Source organism: Streptosporangium sp. NPDC006930 (genome assembly GCF_040635605.1).
Taxonomy (GTDB): domain Bacteria; phylum Actinomycetota; class Actinomycetes; order Streptosporangiales; family Streptosporangiaceae; genus Streptosporangium.
This window is the reverse complement of record NZ_JBEYID010000017.1, coordinates 27,238-51,577: the sequence shown is the minus strand read 5'-3', so window position 1 is coordinate 51,577 and position 24,340 is coordinate 27,238. Positions and strand designations below refer to the sequence as shown.

Below are 24,340 nucleotides of genomic sequence, written 5' to 3'. Positions count from 1 at the left end.
TAAGTAAACTTTTCAATAACGGACTTTCCGGTTTGGCGGCTCCCCGTGGCACGACCGCTCTCGTCCGGGCAGGAACGGTTCCGGCTCCCGCACCGACCTGACCTCCCGGAGCACTCCTACGCCGTACGTTTCTCCGATCTGACGGCGCGCCACGGTCCGTTGACGACGGGGCAGGCCAACATGGTCCGCTGCATGCTCACCGACCCGCCGGAGCACATGAACTACCGCGTCGTGCGGGCACTCCAGCCGGGTACGACGCTCGCCGTGATCACCAAGGCGGTGATCCGGCTGGTGACCCGGCACGAGTCCCTGCGCACGACCTTCCATGACGGCCTCCAGTGGGTTCTGGCCGATGGAGGAGTGGTCGTCGAGGTACACGACACCGGCGATCCCCCGGCCGGACCGGACGCCGCCGGAAACCGGGCGGACGCTCCGGTGAGCGAGGAGGACACGGAGAGCGGATGGGCCGGAGGGCCGGAGGGCACGGAGGGAGCCACCGGCGGGAGAGTGCGTGGTGCGGCGGGAGCCGAGGGCGGGGGACCGGCTCGGATCCGCGCCGAGACGCCCGACGCCGACCTCGCGGAAGAGGTCGCGCGCCGGCTTCACGGGACGCGCTTCGCGCTGGAGGCGGAGATCCCGCTCCGGATCGCCGTGATCACCTCCGGTGGTGTACCCCGGCAGGTCGTCCTGGTGACCACGCACAGCGCGATGGACGCGGCCGGGCTGGCCGTACTGCTCACCGAGTGGGACGAACTCCTCCTCGGCAAACCGCTCGCGCCGGTGACCGCGCCGCAGCCGCTCGACGTCGCGGCGGCCGAGGGCACTCCGGCCGGTCTGCGGCGGGCGCAGGCGGCGCTGCGCTATTGGGAAGGCCACCTGCGCGGGGTGCCCCGGTCCACGCTCACGGTCGCCGTGGACGGCGAGACGGACTGGGTGCTTCCCCGGCTGCGGGTGCGCTCGGTTCCGGCGGCCGGGGCGCTGAGGCGGATCTCCGCGCGTACCGGGGCGAGCCCGTCGGCGGTGGTGCTCGCGGCCCTGGCGGCACTCGCCGGAGTGCGGGCCCGCCTGCGGACGGTCGTGGTGCTGTCCATCTCGGCGAACCGCTTCCGGCCGGAGTTACGCGAGTACGTCGGACCGCTCGCCCAGGACGCGCTGATCCCGGTGGAGATCGGCGAGGACGGTTTCGACACCGTGTTGCACGGCGCGCGCTCGGCGACGATGGCCGCGTACCAGAACAGCCGGTTCGACTCGGACGCCCTCATCCGGGTGATGGAGGACGTCCAGCGGGAGCGGGGTCTCTTCTTCGCCAGGGACCTCGTGTTCAACGACATGAGCGTCCCCGGCCGGGGTGCGCGGGTCAGCCGTACCGGGGAGGACGTTCACTCGGTCTGGCTTCCACCGGCCACTCTGCCCACACGCACCTCGCTCTGGGTTCACCGGCTGCACGGCGAGCTCGACGTCACCCTGTGGGCCGACCCGCGCTGCCTGCCCCGCGACGACGCGCGGGCCCTTGGCGAGGGGATCGCGCGGCTGCTCATCGAGGCGGGTGATCGGGACGTGCCGCTGAGCGAGCTGACCGCCCTCACCGGCGTCGTCCCGGTTCCCCGGGACGAAGGCTGGCTCCTGATCGACGGCTGCTGGGTCCGTCTCACCGAGGTCGAACGCCTGGTGAGGGACGCGCTCGCCCGGTCGGCCGGCGACGGCGAGGTGGCTCGCGCCGCGGAAACGGTCGTCACCGCCGAGGCCGACGGACGGCTCGGGCATCGGCTGGTGTGCTTCACATCGGCGAAGACCACTCCGGAGGCACTGCACTCGGCCTGCCTGAGCCTGCTGTCCGGCCGTATGTCGGCCATGGCCCCGCACCACTACGTCGTCTGCGCGACCGCTCCGCCCCCGGGTGTCTCCTGGGGGGATCTGCCGAGGATCACCGAGGGGGCCGGACGCTGACCCCCGCCCACCGGTGAATGCGCTTCGGTGAGCGCGCTCGCGGGCGGCTTCGGCGTCGCGCCGGAGCGTTCCCCTTTTCGGGGTTCCCGTTCCGTTCCTTTGCCCACTCCGGCGGCCGGACATCGTCGCGGCCCGTCCTTCAAGCCGGGTCAGGCGACGCCGGTGCGCCCCACGGTGACCGCCAGCGTGGTGTAGGGCATGGAGAAGCCGCCCCCGATCGCGTCGATGGCGGTTCCGACGGCCTCCAGCACCTCGGTCAGTCGGTCCGCCGGAAGCAGTGTGAAAGCGCCGCTGGTGGGCAGCAGGTCCAGCCACTCGTCGCGCGTGTAGGAGTGCTCCTCCTCGAATCGCCACCGCTCCGGCTCGCCGAATCCGCCGGCCTCCCTCACTCCGTCGGCGAACCTGGGGAACAGCGCCTGGTAGGGGTCCGAGGGGCGCTTCTGCCATTGGAAGTCGAGCGGCGAGTCCGGCACCACCCGTCGGTAGGCCGTGGCGAAGGCCTCCGCGACAACGGGCGGGAGATCGAACACGTGAGAGAACACCGTCAACCTGCCTCCGGGCCGCAGCACCCGTGCCGCCTTGGCCGCGCCGGCGACCGGGTCCACCCAGTGCCAGGTCTGGCCCGCGACCACCGCGTCGAACGTCCGGCCGGCGTCTTCCCAGGCCTCGAACGTCGACACCTCCACCTCGATCCCGGTGCGCCGGGCGAATTCGGCCATCCGCGCGTCGGGATCGACCCCGAGCACCCGGCAGCCGGCTGCCTGGAACTGCCGGGCCGCGATGCCGGTGCCGCAGCCGACGTCGAGGACGTCGGGTCCGGGACCGGCGGCGACGATCCGCTCCACCAGGGCGTCGGGGTAGCGGGGCCGGGTCCGGTCGTAGCGTTCGGCGTCCACTCCGAACGACTCCGCCATCCGCCTGGCGTTGTGGGACTCTTTACCGGAAGGGCTGGGCGGTTCCCGCGATATAATGGGCATACGCCCACTTTAGTGGGCACATGCCCACTCGTCAATCGGGTGAAGGCCGTCAAGAGATGGAGGGACGCGCTGTGCCGACCGGGGTGCACATCCGCGACGCGCGCAGGCACCTGTTCGACGCCGCCGAGCGCGTCCTGCTCAGGGACGGGCCGAACGCGCTGACCAGCCGCGCGGTCACCACCGAGGCGGACGTCGCCAAGGGGGTCCTGCACCGGCACTTCGCCGACTTCGACGACTTCCTCGCCGAACTCGTGCGAGAGCGCATCGCGAGAATCGGCGACCAGGCCGCCGCCCTGCGCGACTCCGCCGGCACCGGCACCGTGGACGGCAACCTCACCGGCGCGCTGAGAGAACTGTTCGACCCGGTCACCGTGTCGATCGTCGGTCTCGTCGTCTTCCGCGACGAACTGCGCGCCCGGCTACGCCAGGCCGGGCCGCCCCACGGAATCCCGGTCATGGCGGAAGCCGCGGCCATGATCGCCTCCTACCTCGCCAACGAGTGCGAGATGGGCCGCATCGCGGTCGACGCGGACGTCGACTCGCTCGCGATCTCACTGGTCGGGGCCGGGCACCTGATATTCGCCGGGCGGGCGGGCGCCCCACCTGAGGCGGGAGAGGTCGGCAGGGTCGTGACCACGGTCATCGCCGACGTCGTGCAGAGACGGCTGTTGTGAACCGCCCGGCGTCGGCGCTCGACGCGAGACGCCGGGTGCGGGTGGGGTCACGTGGGAAGTCCCGGACTCGAAAACGATCCACGGGCTTGGACGCTCCGCCGCGACGCGGCGGCGGTTCCATCCGGCCTCCGGCGTTTCATGCCGCGTCCGGGTGTCAGCCCAGGCGGTGCTCGTACAGCTTCCGCAGTTCCTCGACGCGGCCCTGCGGCGGGTGCGGGGCCTCGCCCTGGACGACGGTGAAGAACACCTCCAGGTGCGCCTGCCAGGCGGCGAGCGCCGTCGCGCGAACATCGGCCAGCCGGGCGGGAAGCGTCTGCGTCAGCACGACCCGGGTGCCTTGCGCGGGGTCGTGCGCCAGCTCCCAGCGCACCCGTCCCGCGGGCTCGCCCTCATGGAGCCATTCGTACTCCAGGGCGCGCGGCGCTCCGACCTCCCTGACGGGACCCGCGGGCACATGCGGGTTCGTGAACCACGTCGGGGGCTCCACGCCAGGGCGGAGGGTCTCCCCTGCGGCGAGGATGTTCCACACCTCCTCGACGGGCTTCCAGATCAGGTCGCGCGCGAACCTCACGAGGTGACCGTCTCCGTTCTTTCGCGTCTCCCCCTCGGCCAGGCCGAAGATCTCAACGTAGTCCGCGATCCGGCCACTCCAGCCCGGAGGCCGCTCGAAGGGCTCGCCGTCCAGCCTGGACAGCAGCGCGGCCAGGCAGAGGTCCCAGCCCGCCGCGGTGCGGCCCGCGGTCAGCCTGCCGGTCCAGCCGCCTCCCAGCGTGTGGGTGAGGACGAGCAGGCAGCCCGGCCCGTCGGGGAGAAGCTCGAAGCGCAGCACGTCCTGGTTCCAGCGGAACGCGTACACCTTCGGAGGGTCGAGTTCCAGGATCTGGCCGTGAGTGGAGTCGTCTTCGCCCTCGAAGGTGAAGCGCATCGCCGCACCGACGGACTTCTCGGTCTCCACCGTCGCCGGAAACCAGTGGGCCATCTCGGCAGGGTCGGTGACGGCCTTCCAGACCTTTTCCGGGGAGTGGGCCAGCCGTCGTTCGAAGCGCAGCACCGGCTGGTCGCCGACGGTCCGCAGGGTCGCCAATTGCTCTTCCACTATGTCGCCCTTTCTTAGGTTTTGCCGGATTTCCTGGGTCTCGTTAGATCTCTTCCGGCATGGCGTCGAGGCGGCGTTCGAGCGAGTCCAGGCTCTCGTTCCACATGCTCCGGTAGGGCTCAAGCCAGGCGGCTATCTCGGCGAGCGGCTCGGGCCGCAGCCGATACCACCGGCGCTGCGCGTCGTGCCTGACCTCGACCAGGCCCGCCTCGCGCAGGATCCTCAGGTGTTTCGACACCGTCGGTTGTGTCAACGCGAGCCGCTCCACCAGGTCGCCCACGGGGCGCTCGCCGGTACGGAGCAGATCGAGGATCTCCCTGCGCCGGGGCTCGGCCAGTACTTCGAATGTGGTTGCCACTTCAGCAATATAGCCAAGTTGGCATATAAGATGTCAAGAAGCCTTGAGGGTAGCCCGGACACGTCGCCCGGATCGGCCGCACGGGCGCGGCGCCGGAGGCGGAGGTGTCCGGAAGCGGACACCCGGAATGTCTCTCGCTTGTCCGTGCTCGGATGATTTCGTGGTGTATGAAGTCGTGATCAGTTGGTCCGTCGCCGACGGTGTGACGGACTGGAGATCTTGGAGGTTTCGCGATGGCAGTGGAGCTCGTCTACGAGACGCACTCGATCAGCACCGACAACGAGGCGGGAATCGCCACCGGCTGGCTTCCCGGCACACTCTCGCCGCGCGGTCGCGAATTCGCCCGTGAACTCGGGGAGCGCCGTCGTGATGACGGAATCTCGGTCGTGTTCGTCTCCGATCTGGGGCGCGCCGTCGAGACCGCCGAGATCGCCTTCGGTGGCTCCGACATCCCGGTCCACCGGGACGCGCGGCTCCGCGAGTGCGATTACGGCGAACTCAACGGCATGCCGGTCATCCGGCTCGCCGACGAGCGGTCACGTCACATCGACCTCCCGTGGCCGGGTGGGCAGAGCTACCGTCAGGTAGTGGAGCAGACCTGTGACTTCCTCGGCGACCTCGCGGCCACCTGGGACGGCCATCGTGTCCTGGTGATCTCCCACTCCGCCAACAGATGGGCGCTTGACCACCTCTTCGACGGCCGCAAGCTGGAGGAGCTGGTGGACGCGCCGTTCGACTGGCGAGAGGGGTGGGAGTACGTGGTGCCGACCGGTTTCCACGCGGACGACAGGGCGTCTGCGCCCGAAGGCGGGCGATCGGGGGACAGGCCGTTCTGACACGGTGCGGTGCGGGGATCAGCGGGGCCGGGGCTCAAAGGGGAAGCGGGGGAAACCAGGCTCAGGGGGAGTCACGGGAAGTCACGGGGAGACGGTCTCGATCCTCCGCCTCTTCGCCATGGCCAGGACCACGATCGCGTAGAGGCCGAGCTGCACGACCGTTCCCGCCAGGGTCTGCCAGGGCACCGACCCCTGCTTCAGCGCCTCCGGCAGGCTGCCGTCGGCTCCGCTGACCCCGAAGGCCAGCACGTTGTTGACCACGTGCAGGGCGATGGCCGCCTCCAGACCGCCGGTCCGTACCGCGAGCCAGCCCATCAGCGCACCGAAGGCGAAAACATCGACGATGCCCCAGTCGACATAGGCGTGCACCGCGGTGAAGGCGGCGGTGCTCAGCAGGATGCCCGGCCACGGATTGGCGAGGAAGGCGCCGAACGCCTGGATCAGCCATCCCCGGAAGACGTACTCCTCGGCGGCGGCCTGAAAGGGCACCAGGAGCAGAGTGACGACCAGAACGGGCAGGAAGCGCTCCCAGCCGACCCAGCCGAACAGCTCGCCGAGGTCCTCCCCGGTGGCGACGTAGGTGACGGCGACGGCGGCCTGGCCCAGAACCACGACGCCGATCGCCACCGCCGTGCATCGCGCCATCCACCGCCACCGCAGGCGGCCGGTGACCGAGGAGAGGGTGCCCGGCGGGCGCCGCTGGATCCACGCCACCACGCCGTACACGATCGGCAGGACGACCGCGATCGAGAGCAGGTTGATCCCCAGGTCGAGCACGGGATCGGTGAAGATCTGCTCCTCGGATCCGCCCATCTCGGCGCCCACGATCACGCTGAGCGTCGCACCGCCGAGGATGACGGCGAGTCCGGCCAGCATGAGGCCCGCGAGTCCCGCGACCGTGCCCAGTACCGGGCGCCACCAGGCGTGCAGGCGGGTGCGCGCCAGCAGGTCGTAGCGGCTGCCGGGCGGCGCCGGCACCATCCAGGGGTCGTGCCTCGGCGGGGGCGGGTAGTGGTCCACGGGCGGACCGTACGCGCCCGGTGGCGGACCGTACGCGCCGGACGGGTCGGGGACACCTGGCCGGTAAGGCGGCGGGCCGGAAGGCTGGAGGGGCGTCGCCTCGGACCCGGGGTCCTGGGGGACGTGCATCGAATACCTCCGGGGTGGACACTCCGGCCTTCAGGCCGGGGGGAAATGCGGCGCGGCGCCACCGGTCCGGATTCGCGCCGATCCATTTCGATGGGTTCACGGAGTTTACGAGGTCAGAGGGGGACGCGCCCCATTGGACTCGATGTTCTCCCCGCGTGCTCGGTGACTCCGCCAGGCTTCCCGGTGCATCGGTCGCATCCGTGAGCCGGCCGCCGTCCCGCTTTCGGAAGATCATGCTCCGCGGACGTTGGTCATGATGGCGTAGACGGAGGTGGAGGCCGTCATGAACAGCCAGTTGCGCTTGAGGCCGCCGAAGACCAGGTTGGAGGTCTTCTCGGGAAGCCTGAGCTTGCCGATCAAGGTGCCGTCCGGGGCGAAGCAGTGCACTCCCTCGTGCGTCGCCGCCCAGATCCGACCGGCGGTGTCGAGTCTGATCCCGTCGAGACCGCCCGCCGAGCATTCCGCGAGAACCCTGCCGTTCTCCAGATTGGCGCCCCGTACCTCGAAGGCCCGCAGATGCCCGCGCTGAGTGTCGGCGACGTAGAGCAGGGACTCGTCCGTCGAGAAGGCCAGGCCGTTGGGACGGGCAAAGTCGTCGGCCACCGCCGTGATCTCTCCGGTGGCGGGGTCGAGACGGTAAACCTGATCGTTGCCGATCTCGCTCTCCGCGTGGTGGCCCTCGTAGTCGCTGGCGATGCCGTACCTGGGGTCGGTGAACCACACGGAGTCATCCGACCTGACCACCACGTCGTTGGGGCTGTTGAGGCGCTTGCCCTGCCAACGGTCGGCGATGACGGTGACGGAGCCGTCGTGCTCGGTGCGGGTCACTCGCCGGGCGCCGTGCTCGCAGGAGATCAGCCGGCCCTGCCGGTCGAGGGTGTGACCGTTGCTGTAGCCCGCGGGAGCGCGGAAGGGACCCACGTTTCCCGTCATCTCGTCCCATCGGAGAATCCTGTCGTTGGGGATGTCGCTCCACAGCAGATAGCGACCCGCCGGGACGTAGGTGGGACCTTCGGCCCACCGGCAACCGTGGTAGATCCGCTCGATCCGCTTGTCGCCCCCGACATCGGCGAACCGCTCGTCGAGCGCTTCGAACTCCGCGGCAATAGATTCCGTCATGTAATCCTCCTTGATCGCAGAATACGATTACCAGGATGCGTGAGGGCATCGTGACCTGATCCACCTCAACCGGTGCCGGGCCGGGAACGGCGCGAGGCGGCGGCCGCGCAGGCGGAGCTGGGTCAGCTCGGAAGCGGCCCGCGCGGGGGTGTGGTGCCGAGGCCCGAGCGGTGAGCGATGACGGCGAGCGCCGTGCGGTCCCGCGCGTCGAGTTTGGTCAGGATCCGGCTGACGTAGGTGCGTACGGTGGCCGGGCTGATGAAGAGGGCCGCGGCGATCCTGTCATTGGTCTCGGCGTACCCGATCCGGGTCAGGACGGCGAGTTCCCTTTCGGTGAGGGTGGCGAGCCGAGGGTCGGGCACGGGTGGTTTCGGGGCCCGGGCGAGGCGTTCCATGACGCGCCGGGCGATCGCGGGGGAGAGCACGTTCCCCCCTTCGGCGGCCGTGCGCACCGCCTTGCGGAGGTCCTCCGACGGAGTGTCCTTGAGGAGGTAGCCGGCGGCGCCGAGCGTGACGGCCTCGACGATGTCCTCCTCGTCGTCGAAGGTGGTGAGGATCAGCACCCGTGAGCCGTCCAGGGAGCCATCGGCGCGGATGGCCGCGGTCGCCTCGAGCCCGTTCATGCCGGGCATGCGGATGTCCATGAGCACGACGTCCGGGCGGAGTTCCCGGACGAGGGAGAGCGCCGCGCGTCCGCCGGACGCCTCTGCGGCGACGGTGATGTCCGGATCGTTTTCGAGGAGTGCTCGCAGGCCCGCGCGTACGAGCTCCTGATCGTCGGCGATGACCACCCTGATCATGATGCCTGCTCCAGAGGAAGGACGGCTCGGACGGTGAAACCCGTGGACTCGCGCCCGGCCGTCAGGGTGCCGCCGAGCGTCTCCGCGCGCTCGCGCATCCCGGCGATGCCGTGCCCCGCTCCGCTGTCAGGGTCCTGCCCGGGGCCGTCATCGGTCACGGACAGGCGCAGGACCGCTCCGTCGTCGAGCGCGACGACGCGGGCGCGGGTGCCGCGCGAGTGCTTGACGATGTTGGTGACCGCCTCCTGGACGATTCTGAACGCGCAGGCGTCGACCGTCGCGGGAAGCTCGGTGGTGACACGCATCTCGAGGTCGAGGTCGATCCCCGCCGCGGCGGCCGTCTCACGCAGTGAGCCCACGCTCGACAGCGAGAGGACCGACCTCGGATTCTCGTCAGGGGCGCGGAGGAGGGCGACGGTCCTGCGCAGCTCGCTCATCGTGCACGTGCTGGTGGACTTGATCAGATCGAGAGCCGCCCGGGTCCGCGACTCGTCGTGGCCGAGCGACTCGCGAGCGACATCGGCGTGCAGGGAGATGACGGAGGTCGTGTGACCGATCGAGTCGTGCAGCTCTCGCGCTATGGCGAGGCGTTCGGCGTGAAGTCGGGCGTCGGCCTCCTGCCGGTAGCGCTGGGCGGTGAGCTCGGCGATCCGCCTCGCCCCCGCCTGCACGGTCCTTCTCGACCTCAGGCCGTCTCCCAGGGCGATCGCCGCGGCCATGAGCAGGACGTGCCCGGCCAGCTCGTAGCCGACGACGAACGAGAAGTCCTCACCCTCGATGAGGCGGAAGAACAGCGAGACCGCGATCACGACGGTGGCGGTGACGACGGCGTGGACGAGCCGGCCGAACTCGGCCGCCGAGAACAACGCCGCGGCGACGGGAACGGCCACTCCCACGGCCGGGTGGCCGGCGGCGTAGTAGGCGAACAAACCCAGGGCGGTGACGGCGAGCACGGCCGTCGGGTGACGCCGCCGGACGAGCATCAGCGCCCCCAGGCCCACGGCCCACAGATGGGCGATCGGGTCCGGGCTCTGCCGTCCGCCCTGGCCGGAGGAGATGACGATCGACAGCACGAGGGTGACACCCACGCCGATCAGGGCGTCGACCGCCCAGGGCGGGAGTCTCGTTCGTGCCTGAACACGCTGTTCTTCGACCACGCAGCCACCCTACGGCGCCGTCGCGACGCTCCGCAGTCCACGTGAGGCGACACGGAAAGTCGCCTTCCGACGTACGGGTGTCGAGATCGGACACGGATGTGCCGCGCCCCTCACGCTTTCTAGTTTGAGGCCATGACCTCTCACAACACCTCGCCGCGTGGGCCGCTCGCCCGAAGGCGCCCGGCGCTCGGGCTGCCCTTGATCGCCGTGATCGGCCTCGCTCTTCTCGCCGCGCCCCGGGTCGTGCTTCACGACCTGGACATCATCCACGAGGGCACCTTCGTGAACGCCCTGTTCGTCTTCGTGCCTCCGATCGTCTGGATCGCGGTCGTCCTCTGGAAACGAGTACCCAACCCCTTCCTCACCCTCCTTGTCGTGGGCCTGTTCTACGGCGTCTTCCTGGCCGTGGGACATCAGGTGCTCTGGGAGGCCGCCTTCGGCGACAACCCGCCCGTACTCGGTGGAAACCTGGGCGACGTCGACCCGGCGGTACAGTCCCTCATCCTCCGCCTCTTCGCCGCGGTGAGCAGTGTCTTCACCGGGGTGATCGTCGGAGCGATCACCGGCCTCGTCGCCTGGGGGCTCGGCAAGGTCGTTCCCTCGGGTGCCCGGGAGGCCTGAACGGCGCGCCACGGCGGGAGACGGCAGTTCCCTTCGTCGGGCGCGGGTGGCGGCCCGTTCCCGCGAGACAGCGTGTCCGTTCGGTTCGGCGATCCTTCGTGCCGCGGGGCTCGTCGTGGCGGGAATTAAATCCGAGGCGGCCGGTGCGCCTTCGCCGGTACGCTCCCCGGGCATCTCCCGGCCGTCAGCGGGCCGTCGACGGGACCGTCCGCGCGGAACCGGTGCGGACTCCGGGAGGGGGCGCGGGAAACCCGTGGAAAGGCCGCAGGGAAGCCGCGGAAGAGGAGAGGAAACGCCGTTGACCATGATCGCTGTGACCGGTGTCACGGGAAATCTCGGAAGGCTCGTCATAGAGGACCTGCTCGCCAGGGTCCCCGCCCGAGACCTCGTCGCGCTCGCCCGTACCCCGAAGAAGGCGGAGGACCTGCTCGGCAGCGGTGTCGAGGTGCGGCACTGTGATCATGACGACGCCGCGTCCGTCGACGCCGCGCTCGCCGGGATCGAGGTGCTGCTCTTGGTGTCCGGGCCGGACATGACGCCCGGAGTCCGCGTGCGACAGCACCGCACCGTCGTCGACGCCGCCGTCAGGGCGGGGGTGCTCCGCGTCGTCTACACCAGCGCCGTGGGCGCGGAGGACGGCCGTGGCCCCGTCGCCGACCACACGGCGACGGAGAGGGCGCTCCGCGAGGCGGGTCCGGCCTACACCGTGCTGCGCAACGCCCTCTACTCCGAGGCGTTCCTGGGCGCCGCGCTGGCCCAGGCGGGAAAAGAGGGTGAGATCACCTCCTCCACCGCTGGCCGGCCGCTCAACACCGCGAGGTTCCGTGACCTGGCGCTGGCCGCGAGTGCCGCCCTCACCGGTTCCGGGCACGAGAACGCGACCTACGAGTTGCTCGGTCCGCTGTGGACCTATCCGGAGCTCGCCGAGGTTCTCACCCGCGTTCTGGGCAGGCCGATCGAGCATCGGGAGATCACCGACGCGGAGGCCGGCTGGCTGGGGGGCGTGTTCCCCGCGGTACGCGCCGGTGCCCTCGCCGCGACCGGCTCCGACCTCGCGCGCCTGCTGGGGCGACCGCCGTCGGGCCTGGAGGAGACGGTCACCGCCCTCGTCGCCCGTACGGCCGGCTGAGCGTCACCTGCCTGTGTGGACGCGGGACGGCCGGGGAGCGGTCAGGTCAGATAGTCACGCAGGGCCCGCGAGCGCGAGGGGTGGCGCAGCTTCGTCATGGTCTTGGACTCGATCTGCCGGATGCGCTCGCGGGTCACCCCGTAGGCGCGTCCGATCTCCTCAAGGGTCTTGGGCCGCCCGTCACCGAGCCCGAACCGCATCGCCACCACCCCGGCCTCACGCTCCGACAGCGCCTCCAGGATCGTGTGCAACTGCTCCTGCAGCAGCGCGGAGGCCACCGCGTCCTCGGGGGTGATCGCCTCGGAGTCCTCGATGAGGTCGCCGAACTCACTGTCGCCCTCGGTGCCCAGCGGGCTGTGCAGGGAGATCGGCTCCCGCCCGTATCCCTGGACCTCGACGACCCGCTCGGGGGTCATCTCCAGCTCCACGGCCAGCTCCTCCGGAGTGGGCTCGCGGCCCAGGTCGGTCGTCATCTGCCGGTGCACACGCGCCAGCTTGTTGATCACTTCGACCATGTGAACGGGGATGCGGATGGTGCGGGCCTGGTCGGCGAGCGCCCGGGTGATCGCCTGCTTGATCCACCAGGTGGCGTACGTGGAGAACTTGAATCCCTTGGTGTAGTCGAACTTCTCCACGGCGCGGATCAGCCCCAGGTTGCCCTCCTGGATCAGGTCCAGGAACAGCATGCCCCGGCCGGTGTGGCGCTTGGCCAGCGACACCACCAGGCGCAGGTTGGCCTCCAGCAGGTGGTTCTTGGCCCGGTGGCCGTCTTCCGCGAGCCATTCGAGCTCCGCGCGCACGTCGGGCTGGAGCCGGGCACCCTCGTTGAGCCGCTCGGTGGCGAACAGCCCCGCCTCGATGCGCCGGGCGAGCTCGACCTCCTGCTCGGCGTTGAGCAGGGAGATCCTGCCGATCTGCTTGAGATAGTCCTTGACGGGGTCGGTGCTGGCTCCGACGCTCGCTTCCAGGGCTGCGGGCGCCTCGTCGTCGTCGGTCAGAACGAGCTCTTCTTCGGCCTCGACAACCTCAACGGTGCCTTCCACGGTAGCGGCTTCCATGGCGTTCACACCTTCCCCAGGTCTGGTCGGATACAACAACCTGTGCAGTTCAAGGTACGTCCCGCGACGGTGTGCTGCGTCGCCTGGCTCGCCGTCGCGTCCTTCGCCGGGAGCTGATCGGCTCCGCCGCCTACAGGTGCTGGGTCCCGTTCCGCCTCCGAACAACCGCAGGGCCGCCTTCCCTCAGGGGAAGGCGGCCCTGCGGTTGTGGCCGGCGACGCTGCGGGTGTTGCCGTGGTGATGGAGTACGGGTGGGGGAGCGGGGACCTGAGCCCGCTGTATCCGACCGAGTCCGTGAGGACGGGACAGGGGCGGATGGGGTCGGGGCGGATCAGGACGGGAAGTCGTTCGGGTTGACACCGGTCGTCCTGGCGTTGCCGCCCCTGACCGGGTTGAGGGTGAGGGTCCAGACGGTCGAGCTGGTCCTGGTCGTGGTGAACCTCAGCCGGCTGGTGAAGCGCTGGTAGGAGGGGGACTGGGCGAACCTGCCCCGGGAGGTGTCGAACCGGTGGCCGGAGGTGAAGAAGATGGTGTAGTTGCCGTCCCGCACACCGGTGGCGGTGGCGGTGGACCGGGCGCGGACGTAGACGCTGATCGCCTTGGACCTGCCGCGGACCAGTGTGATGACGGCGTCCCTGCTGTTGCCGTTCTTCACCTTCAGCTTGCCCCGGCCGCCGCTGATGCGGTTGTAGAGGATCTTGCCGTTACCCGGTCGCGCGGCCGCCTCGGTGGAGGAGACGGTGATGGTCTCCTGGGCCGAGGCGGGGGCGGCGAGGGAGCCGGTCAGCAGGACGGACGCGAGGATCGCTCCCGCGAGGGGACGTAGATGAATCATTGCGCAAATATGGCCAATCCCCGGTGGCCGGTCAACGCGAATTCGTGCTGGTGGGGCCTTTCGGTCGTTTTGTGTAGGTATTGGATCCTGTGATGATCGCCCGCGTGGGGCTCGGGCTCCGAAGGGCTCAAAGGAAGGTCAATACAATTCGTCTGATGTCGACGACGCCGATGACGAACGCCATGCCGCGGCCGCTGCCTCGTCCCGCCCGGTCGGGGACACCGGCCACAAGGGCGGCCCGGCGCGTCACCGGTCTGGCCGCAGGGGCCGTGACGGGCCTCGCCGAGCTGGGTTTCCTGTGCGTCGCGGCCGTTCTGTTCGTGATCCTGGCCGCGTGGTCCGGGGGCCGACGCGCCGCCCGGCGGTTCGCGGAGGTGGGGATGGCATGGCTGGTCGCGTTGGAACGCGCCCGGCTGGCGGCGTGGTTCGGATACGACACCGGTGGGGTGCCGGTCGGGAGTGGCGTCGGCTACCTCGCGCTGCGGGCGACGTTCGGCACGTTCGCGAGCTATCTGACCTTCGCCGGCCTCTTCGTCGGCCTGCTCTTCCTGTATGGCGGCGTCGGGGAACTACTCTCCGGCGCGTCGTCCCCGGTCTCGCTGCGATACCCCGGCGTGCGTCTGACGGTCGACAGCGGGCCGCTGGGCACCGTCTACGGGTTGGTCCTGCTGGGGCTGTCCGCGCTGTGGGGCGCCGCGACGGTGACAGCGGAGCGGCGGTTGGCCGCGTACTTCGCCGGTCCTGGGGAGCGGGAGGCGATGCGCCGCCGCATCGAGGAACTGACCGTCACCCGTAGCGGCATCGTACGGGCCGTCGACGACGAGCGCCGCCGCATCGAGCGCGACCTGCACGACGGCGTCCAGCAGAGGGGCGTGGCCCTGGGAATGCTGCTGGGCAGGGCGCGGCACGGCGCCGACCCGGCCGCGGTCGCCGCCCTCGTGGACCAGGCATACGTGGAATCGCGCCGCCTCCTGGACGAACTGCGCGACGTGGCCTGGAGTGTTTACCCGGCCGCTCTGGACGAGCTGGGCCTGCGCGCGGCCCTGGCCGGGGTGGCGGAACGAGCGGGCGTGCCGGTGACCGTCCACTACGGCCTCGCGGAACGCCCGGTCTCCGAGATCGAGACGGCCGTCTACTTCGTAACCCGCGAGGCCATCGCCAACGCCGCGAAGCACGCGGGCGCCCAAGGCGTCCTGGTGGTTCTGAGCGAGGACGAGCACACGGTGACCGTGGAGATCACCGACGACGGCAGGGGCGGGGCCGATCCCGCGGGTGGCGGGCTGTCCGGGCTGGAGCGGCGGGTTCTGGCGCTGGACGGCGCCTTGGAGGTGGACAGCCCTTCGGGTGGCCCGACCAGGATCACGGCGACCCTGCCCCGCAATGGGGCCGAACGCCCGGAGCGGTCATGCGCCTGATCCTCGCCGATGATTCCGTGCTGTTCCGCGAGGGCCTGATCCGCCTCCTGGAGGAGGCGGGGCACGTGGTGGTAGCGGCGGTCGGCGACTCGGCGGGGCTGCTCGGGGCCGTGGACGAGCACCGCCCCGACGTGGCGATCGTGGACGTGCGCATGCCGCCGGGACAGGCGGGCGAAGGGCTGCGGGCCTCACTGACGATCCGGGAGCGGTGGCCGGACGTCGGCGTGCTCGTGCTGTCGCAGTACGTCGAGACGGCCTACGCCGCCCGGCTGCTCGCCGGAACCCCGGAAGGGCTGGGATATCTGCTCAAGGACCGGGTGACCGAGGTGGGCGAGTTCCTGGAGTCCTTGGAGCGGGTCCGCGCGGGCGGGGCGGTCTTCGATCCGGAGGTGGTCAGGCGGCTGCTCGTCCGCACCACTCGGGCCGACCCGCTGAGCAGGCTCACCCGGCGGGAGACCCAGGTACTGGAGCAACTGGCCCAGGGCCTTGTCAACGGCGCGATCGCCGAGCGTCTGCACGTGTCCCAGAGCGCGGTGGAGAAGCACATCAACGCGATCTTTGACAAGCTCGGGCTGTCGCGAACCCCCGGCTACAGCCGGCGCGTCCTGGCCATCCTGCGCTATCTGGAAGGTCTGGACGGCTGAGCGGAGCTGTGATCGCCTTCCCCGGAGCCGGGCGAGGGCGTGCGGCGTGTCCGCAGCAGATGGCCGATCCGTACGAGGACCAGGATCGCGCAGGCCCCGGTGGCGAGAACGAGCCAGATCATGAAGGACAGGTAGAGATAGGTCACCTGCATCCAGGTGATGTCCTTTCCCCTGGCCAGCACTCCGAAGACATCGGTGATCGTGAGGCACAGCACCCCCGGCGCCGCGTACGGCAGCAGCCGCGCCGCCGCGCGCCACACCGGGCGACCGGAGTACCGGCCGGCCCACCGGCGGGAACGGGCCAGCCCATGTCCCGCCATGAGAAGCGTCGCGACGGCGGTCAGCGCCATGGCGAGATCGATGACGAGGAAGGGGGAGACCGAGGGGGGCGCCTCGGGCTCCTCTCCCTCGGCCATGGCGACCAGCGCGTCCGCGACGGCGTCGCTGTCGCCGTACGCCGTACCGGTGTTGGACATGACCACGATGCCGTACCCGGACCGGGGCAGGAGCGTCTGCTGGGCCGTCGCGGTGAGCAGGTCGCCGCCGTGTCCGACGACCGGTGAGCCCTTCGCGGTCGTGCCGAGCGACCAGCCCAGGGCGTAGGAGTCGTTGATCCTGGACGGGGTGCGCATCTCCGCGACGCTCGCGGCGGAGACGACACGGACGCCGCCGGGGCCTGTCCCCTCGCCACTCTGCGTGATCATCCACCGGGCCATGTCCCTCGCGCTGCTGATCACCCCGCCGGAGCCGTTGCCGAACCCCGGGGGCTCGGCAACGGCGAGCGTGGCGCCCAGCAGGTGAAGATGGCCCCGCGCGCTCGCGGGGAGGTCGCGCTCGGTGTCGATCGTGGTGCTGTTCCGCATGCCGAGCGGGCCGAACACGTGCTCTCGCAGGTAACCGGCGAAGGTCATGCCGCTCGCCACCTCGACCAGCCGAGCGGCGACCTGGGCGTTGGTGTTGTGATAGCTCCACCGGGTTCCGGGGGCGGCGGCCAGCCTCGCGTCTCCCAGCCGCGCGACGGCCTCGCGGAGCGAGCGGGGCTGGGGCAGGCTTCTTTCCGGAAAGGCCTCGTCGGCCATGCCCGAGGTCTGGTCCAGCAGCTGGCGGACGGTGATGCGCGCCGCCCGCGGATCGGCCATCACGAACTCGGGGAGCCGGACGCGTACCGGCTCGTCGAGCCTGACCACTCCCTTCTCCACCAGCTGCATGACGGCCAGGGAGGTGAAGGACTTGCTGAGTGACGCGATCGCCATGGGGGTGTCCGCCGTGACGGGATCACCGGAGGCGGTATGGCCGTAACCGGCGACGTGGACGACCTCGTCCCCCTTGGTGACGGCGACCGCGACCCCCGGCAGGCCGGTCGCCTCCCGGTAGGCGTTCACGAAACGGTCGACGGACGCGGGACCGATCTGCTCGGCCTCGCGGGTCTTCCGGCTCTCTCCGGTCTCCCCGGTGGCGCTCGTACCTGCGAAGGTCGTCACCGCCGTCAGGAGGAGCACCGCGAGCGTGACGGCGCGGGCCGTCGGGAGATGTCGGGGGACAGGGCTGTTGATGATCTTAAATTCGGGCACCGGTCGACGCTACGTACGTTGCCTCGTCCGGACCACTGGGAGATTCCGCCGGGTTCACCTGCGAAAAACCACAGGTTCCCGACACCCGGGGCTGTGGCTCTGCGCTCTCCCCGTTCCTTCCGGCTGTCTTCCGGCGGCGATTCGGGAAGGTGAAACATCGGACCGTTCCAGGTCGGTGTTTTGCTCCACGCGTCCTCATCTCCCCCTGTCGGTTGTCGCGTCATATAAAGCCACTCTTCGGGCGTATTTTTGCGAAAAGAAGTAGAAACATTGCAGACATCTGCCTGTCATCCTATGGTGTTCGCAGCGCCGCTCGCCGATCTCCGTCGGTGACGGTGGCAGTCTCTCCGCCCCCCACCGGCTGGATCGCGGCGACCACATGTCCCGTCGACCGCGGCGATCCGGCCCCGCGTGACGAAGGGTCAGCCGATGAAGACATCCGATCAATCTGTCAGTCGCTTACGCCATACCGGGCGATGCGCCCAGATGGTCCTCGCGCTCCTGCTGGCCACCCTGTGCTGGGCCGGAGCCCAGGCACCGCTCCCGGCGCGGGGCGCGGCCGTGCCCGAACAGTCCTCCAACGTCCATCTCTTCTACTACTCCTGGTACGGCAACCCCCAGACGAGCGGGGAGTGGCGGCACTGGCAGCAGGGGGGACGCACCCCACCCAACGACGTGGGCGCCGACCTGTACCCCAGCCTGGGTGCCTACGACTCCGGCGACTACGCGGGCGCCGTCACCAGGCACATGCAGTGGATCAAGCAGGCCGGGGTCGGCGTCATCGTCTACAGTTGGTGGGGCCGCGACAGCTTCGAGGACAGGCTCACCCGGGGCGTGATGGACGCCGCCGCGCGGTACGGCGTCAAGGTCGCCTGGCACCTGGAGCCGTACGAGGGGCGCACGGCGGCCTCCACCGTCGAGGACATCCGCTACATCAACACCCGCTACGGCTCCCACCCGGCCTTCTACCGTGACGCCGAGCACGGCGATCGGGCGGCGTTCTACGTCTTCGAGAGCCTGAGGATCACCGACTGGGCCGCGCTCGACCAGGTCACCGCGGGCAACATCGTGCTCGCCCAGACCACCGACACGTCGAAGATCGCGCACTTCTCCGGTATGTACACCTACGACGGGATCGCCGGTGCCACCGCGCCCGGTTGGGCCAACGCGAGCGCGTACGCCAAGCAGAACAACCTGATCTGGGCGCCCTCGGTGGCTCCCGGCTATATCGACGACCGCGCGGTGCCGGGCAACACCACCCCGACCCTGGGCCGCGCCAACGGTGCCACCTACGACCTGGAGTGGTCCAACGCCCTCGACCCGGCCAAGGGCGGCCTGCCGACCTGGGTCTCCATCACCTCGTTCAACGAGTGGCACGAGGGTAGTTCCATCGAGCCCGCAGACTCCACCCCGCCCGCCGGGTTCGGCTACCAGACCTTCGAGGGTGCCTACGGCAGGACGGGGACCGCGGCGGAGACCGCCTACCTGGACCGGACGAAGTACTGGGCGACGGAGTTCGAGACCCGCAGGACCGGCGGCACGCGAGACACCCAGCCCCCGACCGCGCCGGGTGCCGCGCGCGCCGTCCCGGCCTCCAGCACGAGCATCACGGTGGGCTGGACCGCGGCCACCGACAACGTCGGGGTGACCGGCTACGACGTCTACCGCGAGGCGGGCGCCACCGACGTCAAGGTGGGCAGCACCGCGGGAACGTCGTTCACCGTCACCGGTCTCACTCCGTCGACCTCCTACAGCTTCTACGTGGTCGCCAGGGACGCCGCGCAGAACACCTCGCCGCCCTCAGGAACGGTGACCGCGGCGACCGGGCCCCCACCCGGGTGCTCTCCCGGCACCGGAGACCTCGCCAGGAACAAGGTGGTCAGCGCGAGCAGCGTCACCCAGAACTACGTGGCGGCGAACGCGGTCGACGGCGACGCGAACACCTACTGGGAGAGCGCCAACCACACCTTCCCTCAGTCGATCACCGTTGACCTCTGCGCCCAGGCCTCCGTCGGGCGCCTGGTGCTGAGGCTGCCGCCGTCCGCGGCCTGGGGAACGCGTACCCAGACGCTGTCGGTGCAGGCCTCGTCCGGCGGCGACTTCGAGACGGTCGTGCCGTCGCGGGGCCACGTCTTCGACCCGGCCACCGGCAACACCGTAACCATCACCTTCCCGGCGACGGCGAAGAGGTACGTACGGCTGAACATCACAGGGAACACCGGCTGGCCCGCCGGGCAGATCTCCGCCTTCGAGGTCTATTCCTCCTAGTGGCCCGCCGTACGCGTTCAATGATCGAGAACGCGTGAGGCCGGTCGGGACGACGGTTCGTGCCGACCGGCCTGACGGACACGAGCGGGTGAGTGTACGCCGGACGCGCCTGGCAGGAGCGGTACCGCAGCGGCGCGGGTCCATCGGACGGGCATGGGGAGCGGCACCATCGCGGGGGCCGCTCCCCATGCCCGAGCGCGTCTCGTCAGGCCGCGTCGAGGCGGGCCGTCTCCTCGGCGGACAGTTTCACGTCGGCCGCGCCGACCGAGTCACGGATGGTCTCGGGACGAGAGGAACCCGGGATCGGGATCACCACCGGCGCCTTGGCGAGCATCCACGCCAGGCACACCCGCTGCGGGCTCACCCCGTGCGCCCGTGCGACGTCCGCGAACACGGCGAACCGCGAGCCCAGCTCTCCGGCCTGCGAGATCCCGCCCAGCGGGCTCCACGGCAGGAACGCGATACCCAGCTCCGCGCACAGCTCCAGCTCGGGCTCGCTGGAGCGGAACGACGGCGAGAACTGGTTCTGCACGCTCACCAGCCGCCCGCCGAGGATCTCGTTGGCGAGCCGGATCTGGTCCGGGTCGGCGTTCGAGACGCCCGCGAAACGGATCTTGCCCGCGTCCAGCAGGTCGCGGATCGCCCCGACCGACTCCGCGTACGGAACCTTCGGGTCGGGGCGGTGGAACTGGTAGAGCCCGATGGCCTCGACGCCGAGGCGCGCGAGCGACGCGTCGCAGGCCTTCTTCAGGTGGTCGGGCGAACCGTCCAGGGTCCACGAGCCGTCGCCGGGGCGCACATGGCCGCCCTTGGTGGCGATCAGCACGTCGGACGTGTCACCCCCGTAACCGGCGACCGCGCGGGCGATCAGGGACTCGTTGTGGCCGACCTCGTCCGCGCCCATGTGATAGGCGTCCGCGGTGTCGATCAGCGTCACGCCCGCCTCCAGCGCGGCGTGGATCGTCGCGATCGAACGCTGCTCGTCGGGGCGCCCCTCGATCGACATCGGCATTCCGCCGAGACCGATCTCGCTGACCTGGACATCGCCGATGCGGCGTGTCTGCATGGGAGCTCCTTCTTGGGGATCGGTTGGTACCTCTTCACCCTGCCCCGATTAAGCTATCCAATGAGAGTCACCGATCGTCTTCAGGTGGTCCCGGTGACGAGACGCGTCGCGGAGCCCGTCACTTGAGCGTGGGGTAGACGTCGAATCGGGTGCGTTCACCAGGTCGAGGATCAGTTCGATCGTGCCTTTCGGAGTCAGGTGTCCCACGGCTCGGTCAGGGCGCTCTGAGCGGCCTCTCGCGGCGTGCGGCAGGTGATCCTCCCGATGCGTGGGCGCGCGGCCCGTGGGGTTCGCCGTCCCGGAATGATTACGAAGGCGGTTCGTGTTTCGCCTGGGTGATCGCGAATACGACGGTGCCTGATGGGCAGGCCCGGGGAGCGTGTCCCATGGCACGCGGATGTCTTGCGCGACACTCGACGACCGTGACCAGGTGTCCTTCCCGACGCCCGACGACCGTGACCAGGAGCCGAGCATGCCCGTCCGATCACCGGCGCCTCCCAGGGAGGCGCCGGCGGCGCCGCGGCGCCGGGTCTCCGCCGCCACGGGATTCTGGCTGGCGGCCGCCGCGTTCGCGGCCCAGATGGGATTCGGTACCGCGCCGACCCCGCTGTGGCCGCTCTACCAGGCCAGGGACGGGTTCGGCCCGACCACGGTCACCGTCGCCTTCGCGATCATGGTCGTCGGCTCCGCCGTGAGCTTTCTGGCCATAGGCCACCTGTCGGACCGGTTCGGCCGCCGCCGTGCCATCGTGCCCGCCCTGCTCGTGGCGGTCCTCGCCGCCGTCGTCCTGACGGCCTGGCCCGCCCTGCCGGGACTGCTTCTCGGCCGCCTGCTGACCGGTGTGGCCGTCGGGCTGATGGCCTCGACGGCGACCGCGTACCTGCACGAGCTGTACGACCGGGCGCATCCCGGCCGGACCTCGGCCATGCCCGGCGTGGTCGCCACCGCGGCGAATCTGGGCGGACTGGCGCTGGGCCCGCTGATCGCCGGGGTCGTCGCGGAGTGGGGGCCCACGCCGCTGGTCACCGCGCAGGCCGTCTTCGCGGTCACCATGACCGTGATGGCGATCCTGGTGCTTTTCATGCCGGAGACCGTCGACGTCGCGAGACGTGCCCGCGACCGGCCCGCCAGGTTCGCGCTGAGGACGGGAGGCGAGGCGGGCTTCGCCGCGTCCGCCGCCCTGGGTTTCGTGTCGTTCGCCGTGTTCGGCCTCATCTCCTCGCTCGGCGCGATCATGCTCAGGGACCAGTTGGGCGTCACCTCTCCTCTCGTCTCGGGGATCGCGCCGTTCCTGATGTTCGGCGCGGCGGCGACGGCCCAGATCCTCCTCGGCTCCCAGCCACAGGGGCGGCTATCCCTGCTGGGCCTGCTGTCCTTCCCCTCGGGACTCGCCCTGGTCGCGCTGTCGCTCCACCGTCCCGTCCTCTGGCTCTACCTGGTCGCCCTGGTTATGTCCGGGGCGGGTGCGGGCCTGCTGTTCAAGGTCGCCGTCGGATGGGCCGCAGCCGTCGCGGCGCCGCATTCTCGCGCGGGGGTGCTGGCGGTCTTCTTCGTGATCTCGTACGTCGGCATGGGGCTGCCCGCCATCCTGTTCAGCCTCGCCCTGCGGTCCTTCGCACCGCAGGTGACGATGATCGGTTTCGGTGCCGTCCTCTCGTCCGCCGCGGTCGTCGCACTGCTTCTGACCCGGCTTTCCCCTGTGGGGCGGCGACGGTGAGGTGGTGAGGAAAAGGAATGGACGGGATGACGCTCGGGCTTGTAGTTTGCGGCTGACCGTGACACCGCCCGAGGAGGTGAGACCCATGAACGCTGTATCGACGTGGGTGCTCCCCCTTCCCGTCACGGCCGGGCGATCGAGGTAGGTGTCGCCGGGAGCGCCTCTTTGACAAGGCACTCCCGAAAGGCAACACCTATGCACTCTCAGCAGGCCACCGCCGAGCCGCCGTCGAACGACGAGGGCGAGCGCGGCTCCACCGCGGGCGACGTCCCCGGAGTTCTCCGGTCACCGGTCTCCGGCGCCGATCGCGCGCCCCTCGTCTTCGATGTGATCATTGCCGGGTGCGGGCCGACCGGCGCGATGCTCGCCGCCGAACTGCGACTGCACGACGTGCGGGTACTCGTTCTGGAGAAGGAGATCGAGCCCACGTCGTTCGTCCGCATAGTCGCCCTGCATATTCGCAGTCTCGAGTTGATGGCGATGCGCGGACTGCTGGAGCGCCTGCTCCAGCACGGAAGACGACGTCCGGCCGGCGGTCTCTTCGCCGCCATCCCCAAACCCGTGCCCAAGGGCCTGGATTCCGCGTACGCCTATCTGCTGGGTATCCCACAGCCGGTCATCGAGCGCCTGTTCGCAGAGCACGCGATCGAACTGGGCGCGCGGGTCCGGCGCGGGTGCGCGGTCGCCGGTTTCGAGCAGGACGACGAGGGGGTGACCGTCGAGCTGGCCGACGGCACGCGGCTGCGTTCGCGCTACCTCGTCGGCTGTGACGGCGGGCGCAGCACGGTGCGCAAACTGCTCGGTGTCGGCTTCCCCGGCGAGCCCTCACGGACCGAGACGCTGATGGGCGAGATGGGAGTGGGCATGTCGCAGGCGGAGATCGCCGCCAGGGTGACCGAAGTCCGCGAGACCCATCGGCCGTTCTGGCTCCGGCCCTTCGGCGAAGGGATCTACAGCGTCGTGGTCCCCGCGCCGGGAGTCGGCGACCGCGCGCAGCCGCCCACCCTTGAGGATTTCAAACAAGGGTTACGCGCCGTCGCCGGAACCGATTTCGGCGTGCACTCCCCGCGCTGGACGTCCCGCTTCGGGGATGCCACCCGGCTGGCCGAACGGTATCGGGTCGGGCGGGTGCTGTTGGCCGGCGATGCGGCGCACATCCATCCACCCATCGGCGGGCAGGGCCTCAACCTGGGCGTTCAGGACGCGTTCAACCTCGGCTGGAAACTGGCCGCACAGATCCGCGGCTGGGCCCCGCAGGCGCTGCTGGACAGCTACCAGGCCGAACGTCGCCCGGTCGCCGAGGACGTGCTGGACAACACCCGCGCCCAGACGGAACTGCTGTCCGGCGAACCGGGCCCGCAGGCCGTGCGCAGGCTGCTCACCGAACTGATGGACTTCGACGAGGTGAACCGCCACCTGACCGAAAAGATCACCGCGACCGGCATCCGCTACGACTTCGGCGAAGGCCCCGACCTGCTCGGCCGCCGCATGCACGACATCGACGTGCGACAGGGCCACCTCTACGGGCTGCTGCATCGTGGCCGTGGCCTGCTGCTGGATCGCACCGAACGCCTCACCGTCGGTGGCTGGTCAGACCGGGTCGATCACCTCGCGGATCCCACCGCGGAGCTGGACGTCCCGTGCGTCCTGCTGCGTCCCGACGGTCACGTCGCCTGGATCGGCGACGATCAGCAGGACCTGGACGACCACCTCTCCCGCTGGTTCGGCAGGCCCGCCGACTGAATCTCGCCCGAGCGGCGGAAAGGCCCGAGAGGAGTGCTCGCGTCGGGGGGGGCCCCCCCCGGGGGGGGGGGGGCCCCGCCGGGGGGGGGGGGGGGGGCGCGGGGGGGGGGGGGGGCGCGGGAGCGGGGGGGGGGGGGAGATATACACAAAAACCCCGAGA

At 70.2% G+C, this 24,340-nt stretch carries 20 protein-coding genes and 1 pseudogene; 10 read left to right on the top strand and 11 right to left on the bottom strand.

Features of this window, described 5'->3' with window-relative positions:
• Window positions 1-45 precede the first annotated feature (45 nt).
• Window positions 46-1,947 carry a hypothetical protein gene (locus ABZ664_RS26995; RefSeq protein WP_362515612.1) on the top strand — a complete coding sequence of 634 codons (1,902 nt, stop codon included), beginning with the start codon at window positions 46-48 and terminating at the stop codon, window positions 1,945-1,947.
• A 149-nt stretch (window positions 1,948-2,096) separates the two neighbouring features.
• On the opposite strand, the gene ABZ664_RS26990 is transcribed toward ABZ664_RS26995, so the two are convergent.
• Window positions 2,097-2,924: a class I SAM-dependent methyltransferase gene (locus ABZ664_RS26990; RefSeq protein ID WP_362515609.1), complete on the bottom strand. Its 828-nt coding sequence runs from the start codon at window positions 2,922-2,924 to the stop codon at window positions 2,097-2,099.
• A 56-nt stretch (window positions 2,925-2,980) separates the two neighbouring features.
• On the opposite strand from ABZ664_RS26990, the gene ABZ664_RS26985 reads away from it, so the two are divergent.
• On the top strand, window positions 2,981-3,598 hold the full coding sequence (locus ABZ664_RS26985; protein ID WP_362515606.1) for a TetR family transcriptional regulator: 618 nt from the start codon (window positions 2,981-2,983) through the stop codon (window positions 3,596-3,598).
• A 154-nt stretch (window positions 3,599-3,752) separates the two neighbouring features.
• Here ABZ664_RS26985 and ABZ664_RS26980 read toward each other — a convergent pair whose 3' ends face one another.
• Complete coding sequence (locus ABZ664_RS26980; RefSeq protein ID WP_362515603.1) at window positions 3,753-4,694, bottom strand: SRPBCC family protein; 942 nt, start codon at window positions 4,692-4,694, stop codon at window positions 3,753-3,755.
• Window positions 4,695-4,737: 43 nt separating this feature from the next.
• A complete protein-coding gene (locus ABZ664_RS26975; RefSeq protein ID WP_362515601.1) occupies window positions 4,738-5,052 on the bottom strand; it encodes a metalloregulator ArsR/SmtB family transcription factor in 315 nt (104 codons plus the stop codon).
• A 233-nt stretch (window positions 5,053-5,285) separates the two neighbouring features.
• Between ABZ664_RS26975 and ABZ664_RS26970 the strand changes: the two genes are divergently transcribed.
• Window positions 5,286-5,888 (top strand): histidine phosphatase family protein, encoded by a 603-nt coding sequence (locus ABZ664_RS26970; RefSeq protein ID WP_362515599.1) that lies wholly within the window; start codon window positions 5,286-5,288, stop codon window positions 5,886-5,888.
• Window positions 5,889-5,969: 81 nt separating this feature from the next.
• Here ABZ664_RS26970 and ABZ664_RS26965 read toward each other — a convergent pair whose 3' ends face one another.
• The 4 genes from ABZ664_RS26965 to ABZ664_RS26950 form a co-directional block, all read right to left on the bottom strand.
• The gene (locus ABZ664_RS26965; RefSeq protein ID WP_362515597.1) at window positions 5,970-7,037 is read right to left on the bottom strand and encodes a type II CAAX endopeptidase family protein; all 1,068 of its coding nucleotides are present in this window, start codon (window positions 7,035-7,037) and stop codon (window positions 5,970-5,972) included.
• A 231-nt stretch (window positions 7,038-7,268) separates the two neighbouring features.
• Window positions 7,269-8,156: an SMP-30/gluconolactonase/LRE family protein gene (locus ABZ664_RS26960; RefSeq protein WP_362515595.1), complete on the bottom strand. Its 888-nt coding sequence runs from the start codon at window positions 8,154-8,156 to the stop codon at window positions 7,269-7,271.
• Window positions 8,157-8,278: 122 nt separating this feature from the next.
• On the bottom strand, window positions 8,279-8,956 hold the full coding sequence (locus ABZ664_RS26955) for a response regulator transcription factor (RefSeq protein WP_362515593.1): 678 nt from the start codon (window positions 8,954-8,956) through the stop codon (window positions 8,279-8,281).
• A complete protein-coding gene (locus ABZ664_RS26950; RefSeq protein ID WP_362515590.1) occupies window positions 8,953-10,113 on the bottom strand; it encodes a histidine kinase in 1,161 nt (386 codons plus the stop codon). Before ABZ664_RS26950 ends, ABZ664_RS26955 begins: the two co-directional genes overlap by 4 nt.
• 132 nt (window positions 10,114-10,245) lie before the next feature.
• Between ABZ664_RS26950 and ABZ664_RS26945 the strand changes: the two genes are divergently transcribed.
• Window positions 10,246-10,734 (top strand): hypothetical protein, encoded by a 489-nt coding sequence (locus ABZ664_RS26945; protein WP_362515588.1) that lies wholly within the window; start codon window positions 10,246-10,248, stop codon window positions 10,732-10,734.
• 304 nt (window positions 10,735-11,038) lie between these two features.
• On the top strand, window positions 11,039-11,863 hold the full coding sequence (locus ABZ664_RS26940; RefSeq protein WP_362515889.1) for an NAD(P)H-binding protein: 825 nt from the start codon (window positions 11,039-11,041) through the stop codon (window positions 11,861-11,863).
• Between the two features lie 41 nt (window positions 11,864-11,904).
• Here ABZ664_RS26940 and ABZ664_RS26935 read toward each other — a convergent pair.
• Both ABZ664_RS26935 and ABZ664_RS26930 read right to left on the bottom strand, forming a co-directional pair.
• A pseudogene (locus ABZ664_RS26935) lies at window positions 11,905-12,876 on the bottom strand (RNA polymerase sigma factor); the annotation flags it as partial.
• Between the two features lie 376 nt (window positions 12,877-13,252).
• Entirely contained in the window at window positions 13,253-13,756 is a 504-nt protein-coding gene (locus ABZ664_RS26930; protein ID WP_362515586.1) for a hypothetical protein, read from the bottom strand.
• A 155-nt stretch (window positions 13,757-13,911) separates the two neighbouring features.
• Between ABZ664_RS26930 and ABZ664_RS26925 the strand changes: the two genes are divergently transcribed.
• Window positions 13,912-15,171, top strand: a complete 1,260-nt coding sequence (locus ABZ664_RS26925) for a histidine kinase (RefSeq protein ID WP_362515584.1) — start codon at window positions 13,912-13,914, stop codon at window positions 15,169-15,171.
• The gene (locus ABZ664_RS26920) at window positions 15,162-15,815 is read left to right on the top strand and encodes a response regulator transcription factor (RefSeq protein ID WP_362515582.1); all 654 of its coding nucleotides are present in this window, start codon (window positions 15,162-15,164) and stop codon (window positions 15,813-15,815) included. The genes ABZ664_RS26925 and ABZ664_RS26920 overlap by 10 nt, the downstream gene beginning before the upstream one ends.
• On the opposite strand, the gene ABZ664_RS26915 is transcribed toward ABZ664_RS26920, so the two are convergent.
• Entirely contained in the window at window positions 15,791-17,386 is a 1,596-nt protein-coding gene (locus ABZ664_RS26915) for a serine hydrolase domain-containing protein (protein WP_362515579.1), read from the bottom strand. The genes ABZ664_RS26920 and ABZ664_RS26915 overlap by 25 nt on opposite strands.
• A gap of 486 nt (window positions 17,387-17,872) precedes the next feature.
• On the opposite strand from ABZ664_RS26915, the gene ABZ664_RS26910 reads away from it, so the two are divergent.
• Window positions 17,873-19,654, top strand: coding sequence for a discoidin domain-containing protein (locus tag ABZ664_RS26910; protein ID WP_362515577.1), 1,782 nt, complete (start codon window positions 17,873-17,875; stop codon window positions 19,652-19,654).
• 205 nt (window positions 19,655-19,859) lie between these two features.
• Here ABZ664_RS26910 and ABZ664_RS26905 read toward each other — a convergent pair whose 3' ends face one another.
• A complete protein-coding gene (locus ABZ664_RS26905; protein ID WP_362515575.1) occupies window positions 19,860-20,720 on the bottom strand; it encodes an aldo/keto reductase in 861 nt (286 codons plus the stop codon).
• 430 nt (window positions 20,721-21,150) lie between these two features.
• Between ABZ664_RS26905 and ABZ664_RS26900 the strand changes: the two genes are divergently transcribed.
• Together ABZ664_RS26900 and rox are read left to right on the top strand one after the other, a co-directional pair.
• Window positions 21,151-22,437: an MFS transporter gene (locus ABZ664_RS26900; protein ID WP_362515573.1), complete on the top strand. Its 1,287-nt coding sequence runs from the start codon at window positions 21,151-21,153 to the stop codon at window positions 22,435-22,437.
• A gap of 195 nt (window positions 22,438-22,632) precedes the next feature.
• On the top strand, window positions 22,633-24,180 hold the full coding sequence (gene rox, locus ABZ664_RS26895; RefSeq protein ID WP_362515570.1) for a rifampin monooxygenase: 1,548 nt from the start codon (window positions 22,633-22,635) through the stop codon (window positions 24,178-24,180).
• Window positions 24,181-24,340: the final 160 nt, after the last annotated feature.

What these genes read in the sequence shown, in the direction of transcription:
- ABZ664_RS26990 (WP_362515609.1), bottom strand. Translation starts at nt 2,924, where the DNA reads ATGCCCATTATATCGCGGGAACCGCCCAGCCCTTCCGGTAAAGAGTCC.
- ABZ664_RS26985 (WP_362515606.1), top strand. Translation starts at nt 2,981, where the DNA reads ATGGAGGGACGCGCTGTGCCGACCGGGGTGCACATCCGCGACGCGCGC.
- ABZ664_RS26970 (WP_362515599.1), top strand. Translation starts at nt 5,286, where the DNA reads ATGGCAGTGGAGCTCGTCTACGAGACGCACTCGATCAGCACCGACAAC.
- ABZ664_RS26965 (WP_362515597.1), bottom strand. Translation starts at nt 7,037, where the DNA reads ATGCACGTCCCCCAGGACCCCGGGTCCGAGGCGACGCCCCTCCAGCCT.
- ABZ664_RS26960 (WP_362515595.1), bottom strand. Translation starts at nt 8,156, where the DNA reads ATGACGGAATCTATTGCCGCGGAGTTCGAAGCGCTCGACGAGCGGTTC.
- ABZ664_RS26955 (WP_362515593.1), bottom strand. Translation starts at nt 8,956, where the DNA reads ATGATCAGGGTGGTCATCGCCGACGATCAGGAGCTCGTACGCGCGGGC.
- ABZ664_RS26945 (WP_362515588.1), top strand. Translation starts at nt 10,246, where the DNA reads ATGACCTCTCACAACACCTCGCCGCGTGGGCCGCTCGCCCGAAGGCGC.
- ABZ664_RS26940 (WP_362515889.1), top strand. Translation starts at nt 11,039, where the DNA reads ATGATCGCTGTGACCGGTGTCACGGGAAATCTCGGAAGGCTCGTCATA.
- ABZ664_RS26930 (WP_362515586.1), bottom strand. Translation starts at nt 13,756, where the DNA reads ATGATTCATCTACGTCCCCTCGCGGGAGCGATCCTCGCGTCCGTCCTG.
- ABZ664_RS26925 (WP_362515584.1), top strand. Translation starts at nt 13,912, where the DNA reads ATGTCGACGACGCCGATGACGAACGCCATGCCGCGGCCGCTGCCTCGT.
- ABZ664_RS26920 (WP_362515582.1), top strand. Translation starts at nt 15,162, where the DNA reads ATGCGCCTGATCCTCGCCGATGATTCCGTGCTGTTCCGCGAGGGCCTG.
- ABZ664_RS26910 (WP_362515577.1), top strand. Translation starts at nt 17,873, where the DNA reads ATGGTCCTCGCGCTCCTGCTGGCCACCCTGTGCTGGGCCGGAGCCCAG.
- ABZ664_RS26905 (WP_362515575.1), bottom strand. Translation starts at nt 20,720, where the DNA reads ATGCAGACACGCCGCATCGGCGATGTCCAGGTCAGCGAGATCGGTCTC.
- rox (WP_362515570.1), top strand. Translation starts at nt 22,633, where the DNA reads ATGCACTCTCAGCAGGCCACCGCCGAGCCGCCGTCGAACGACGAGGGC.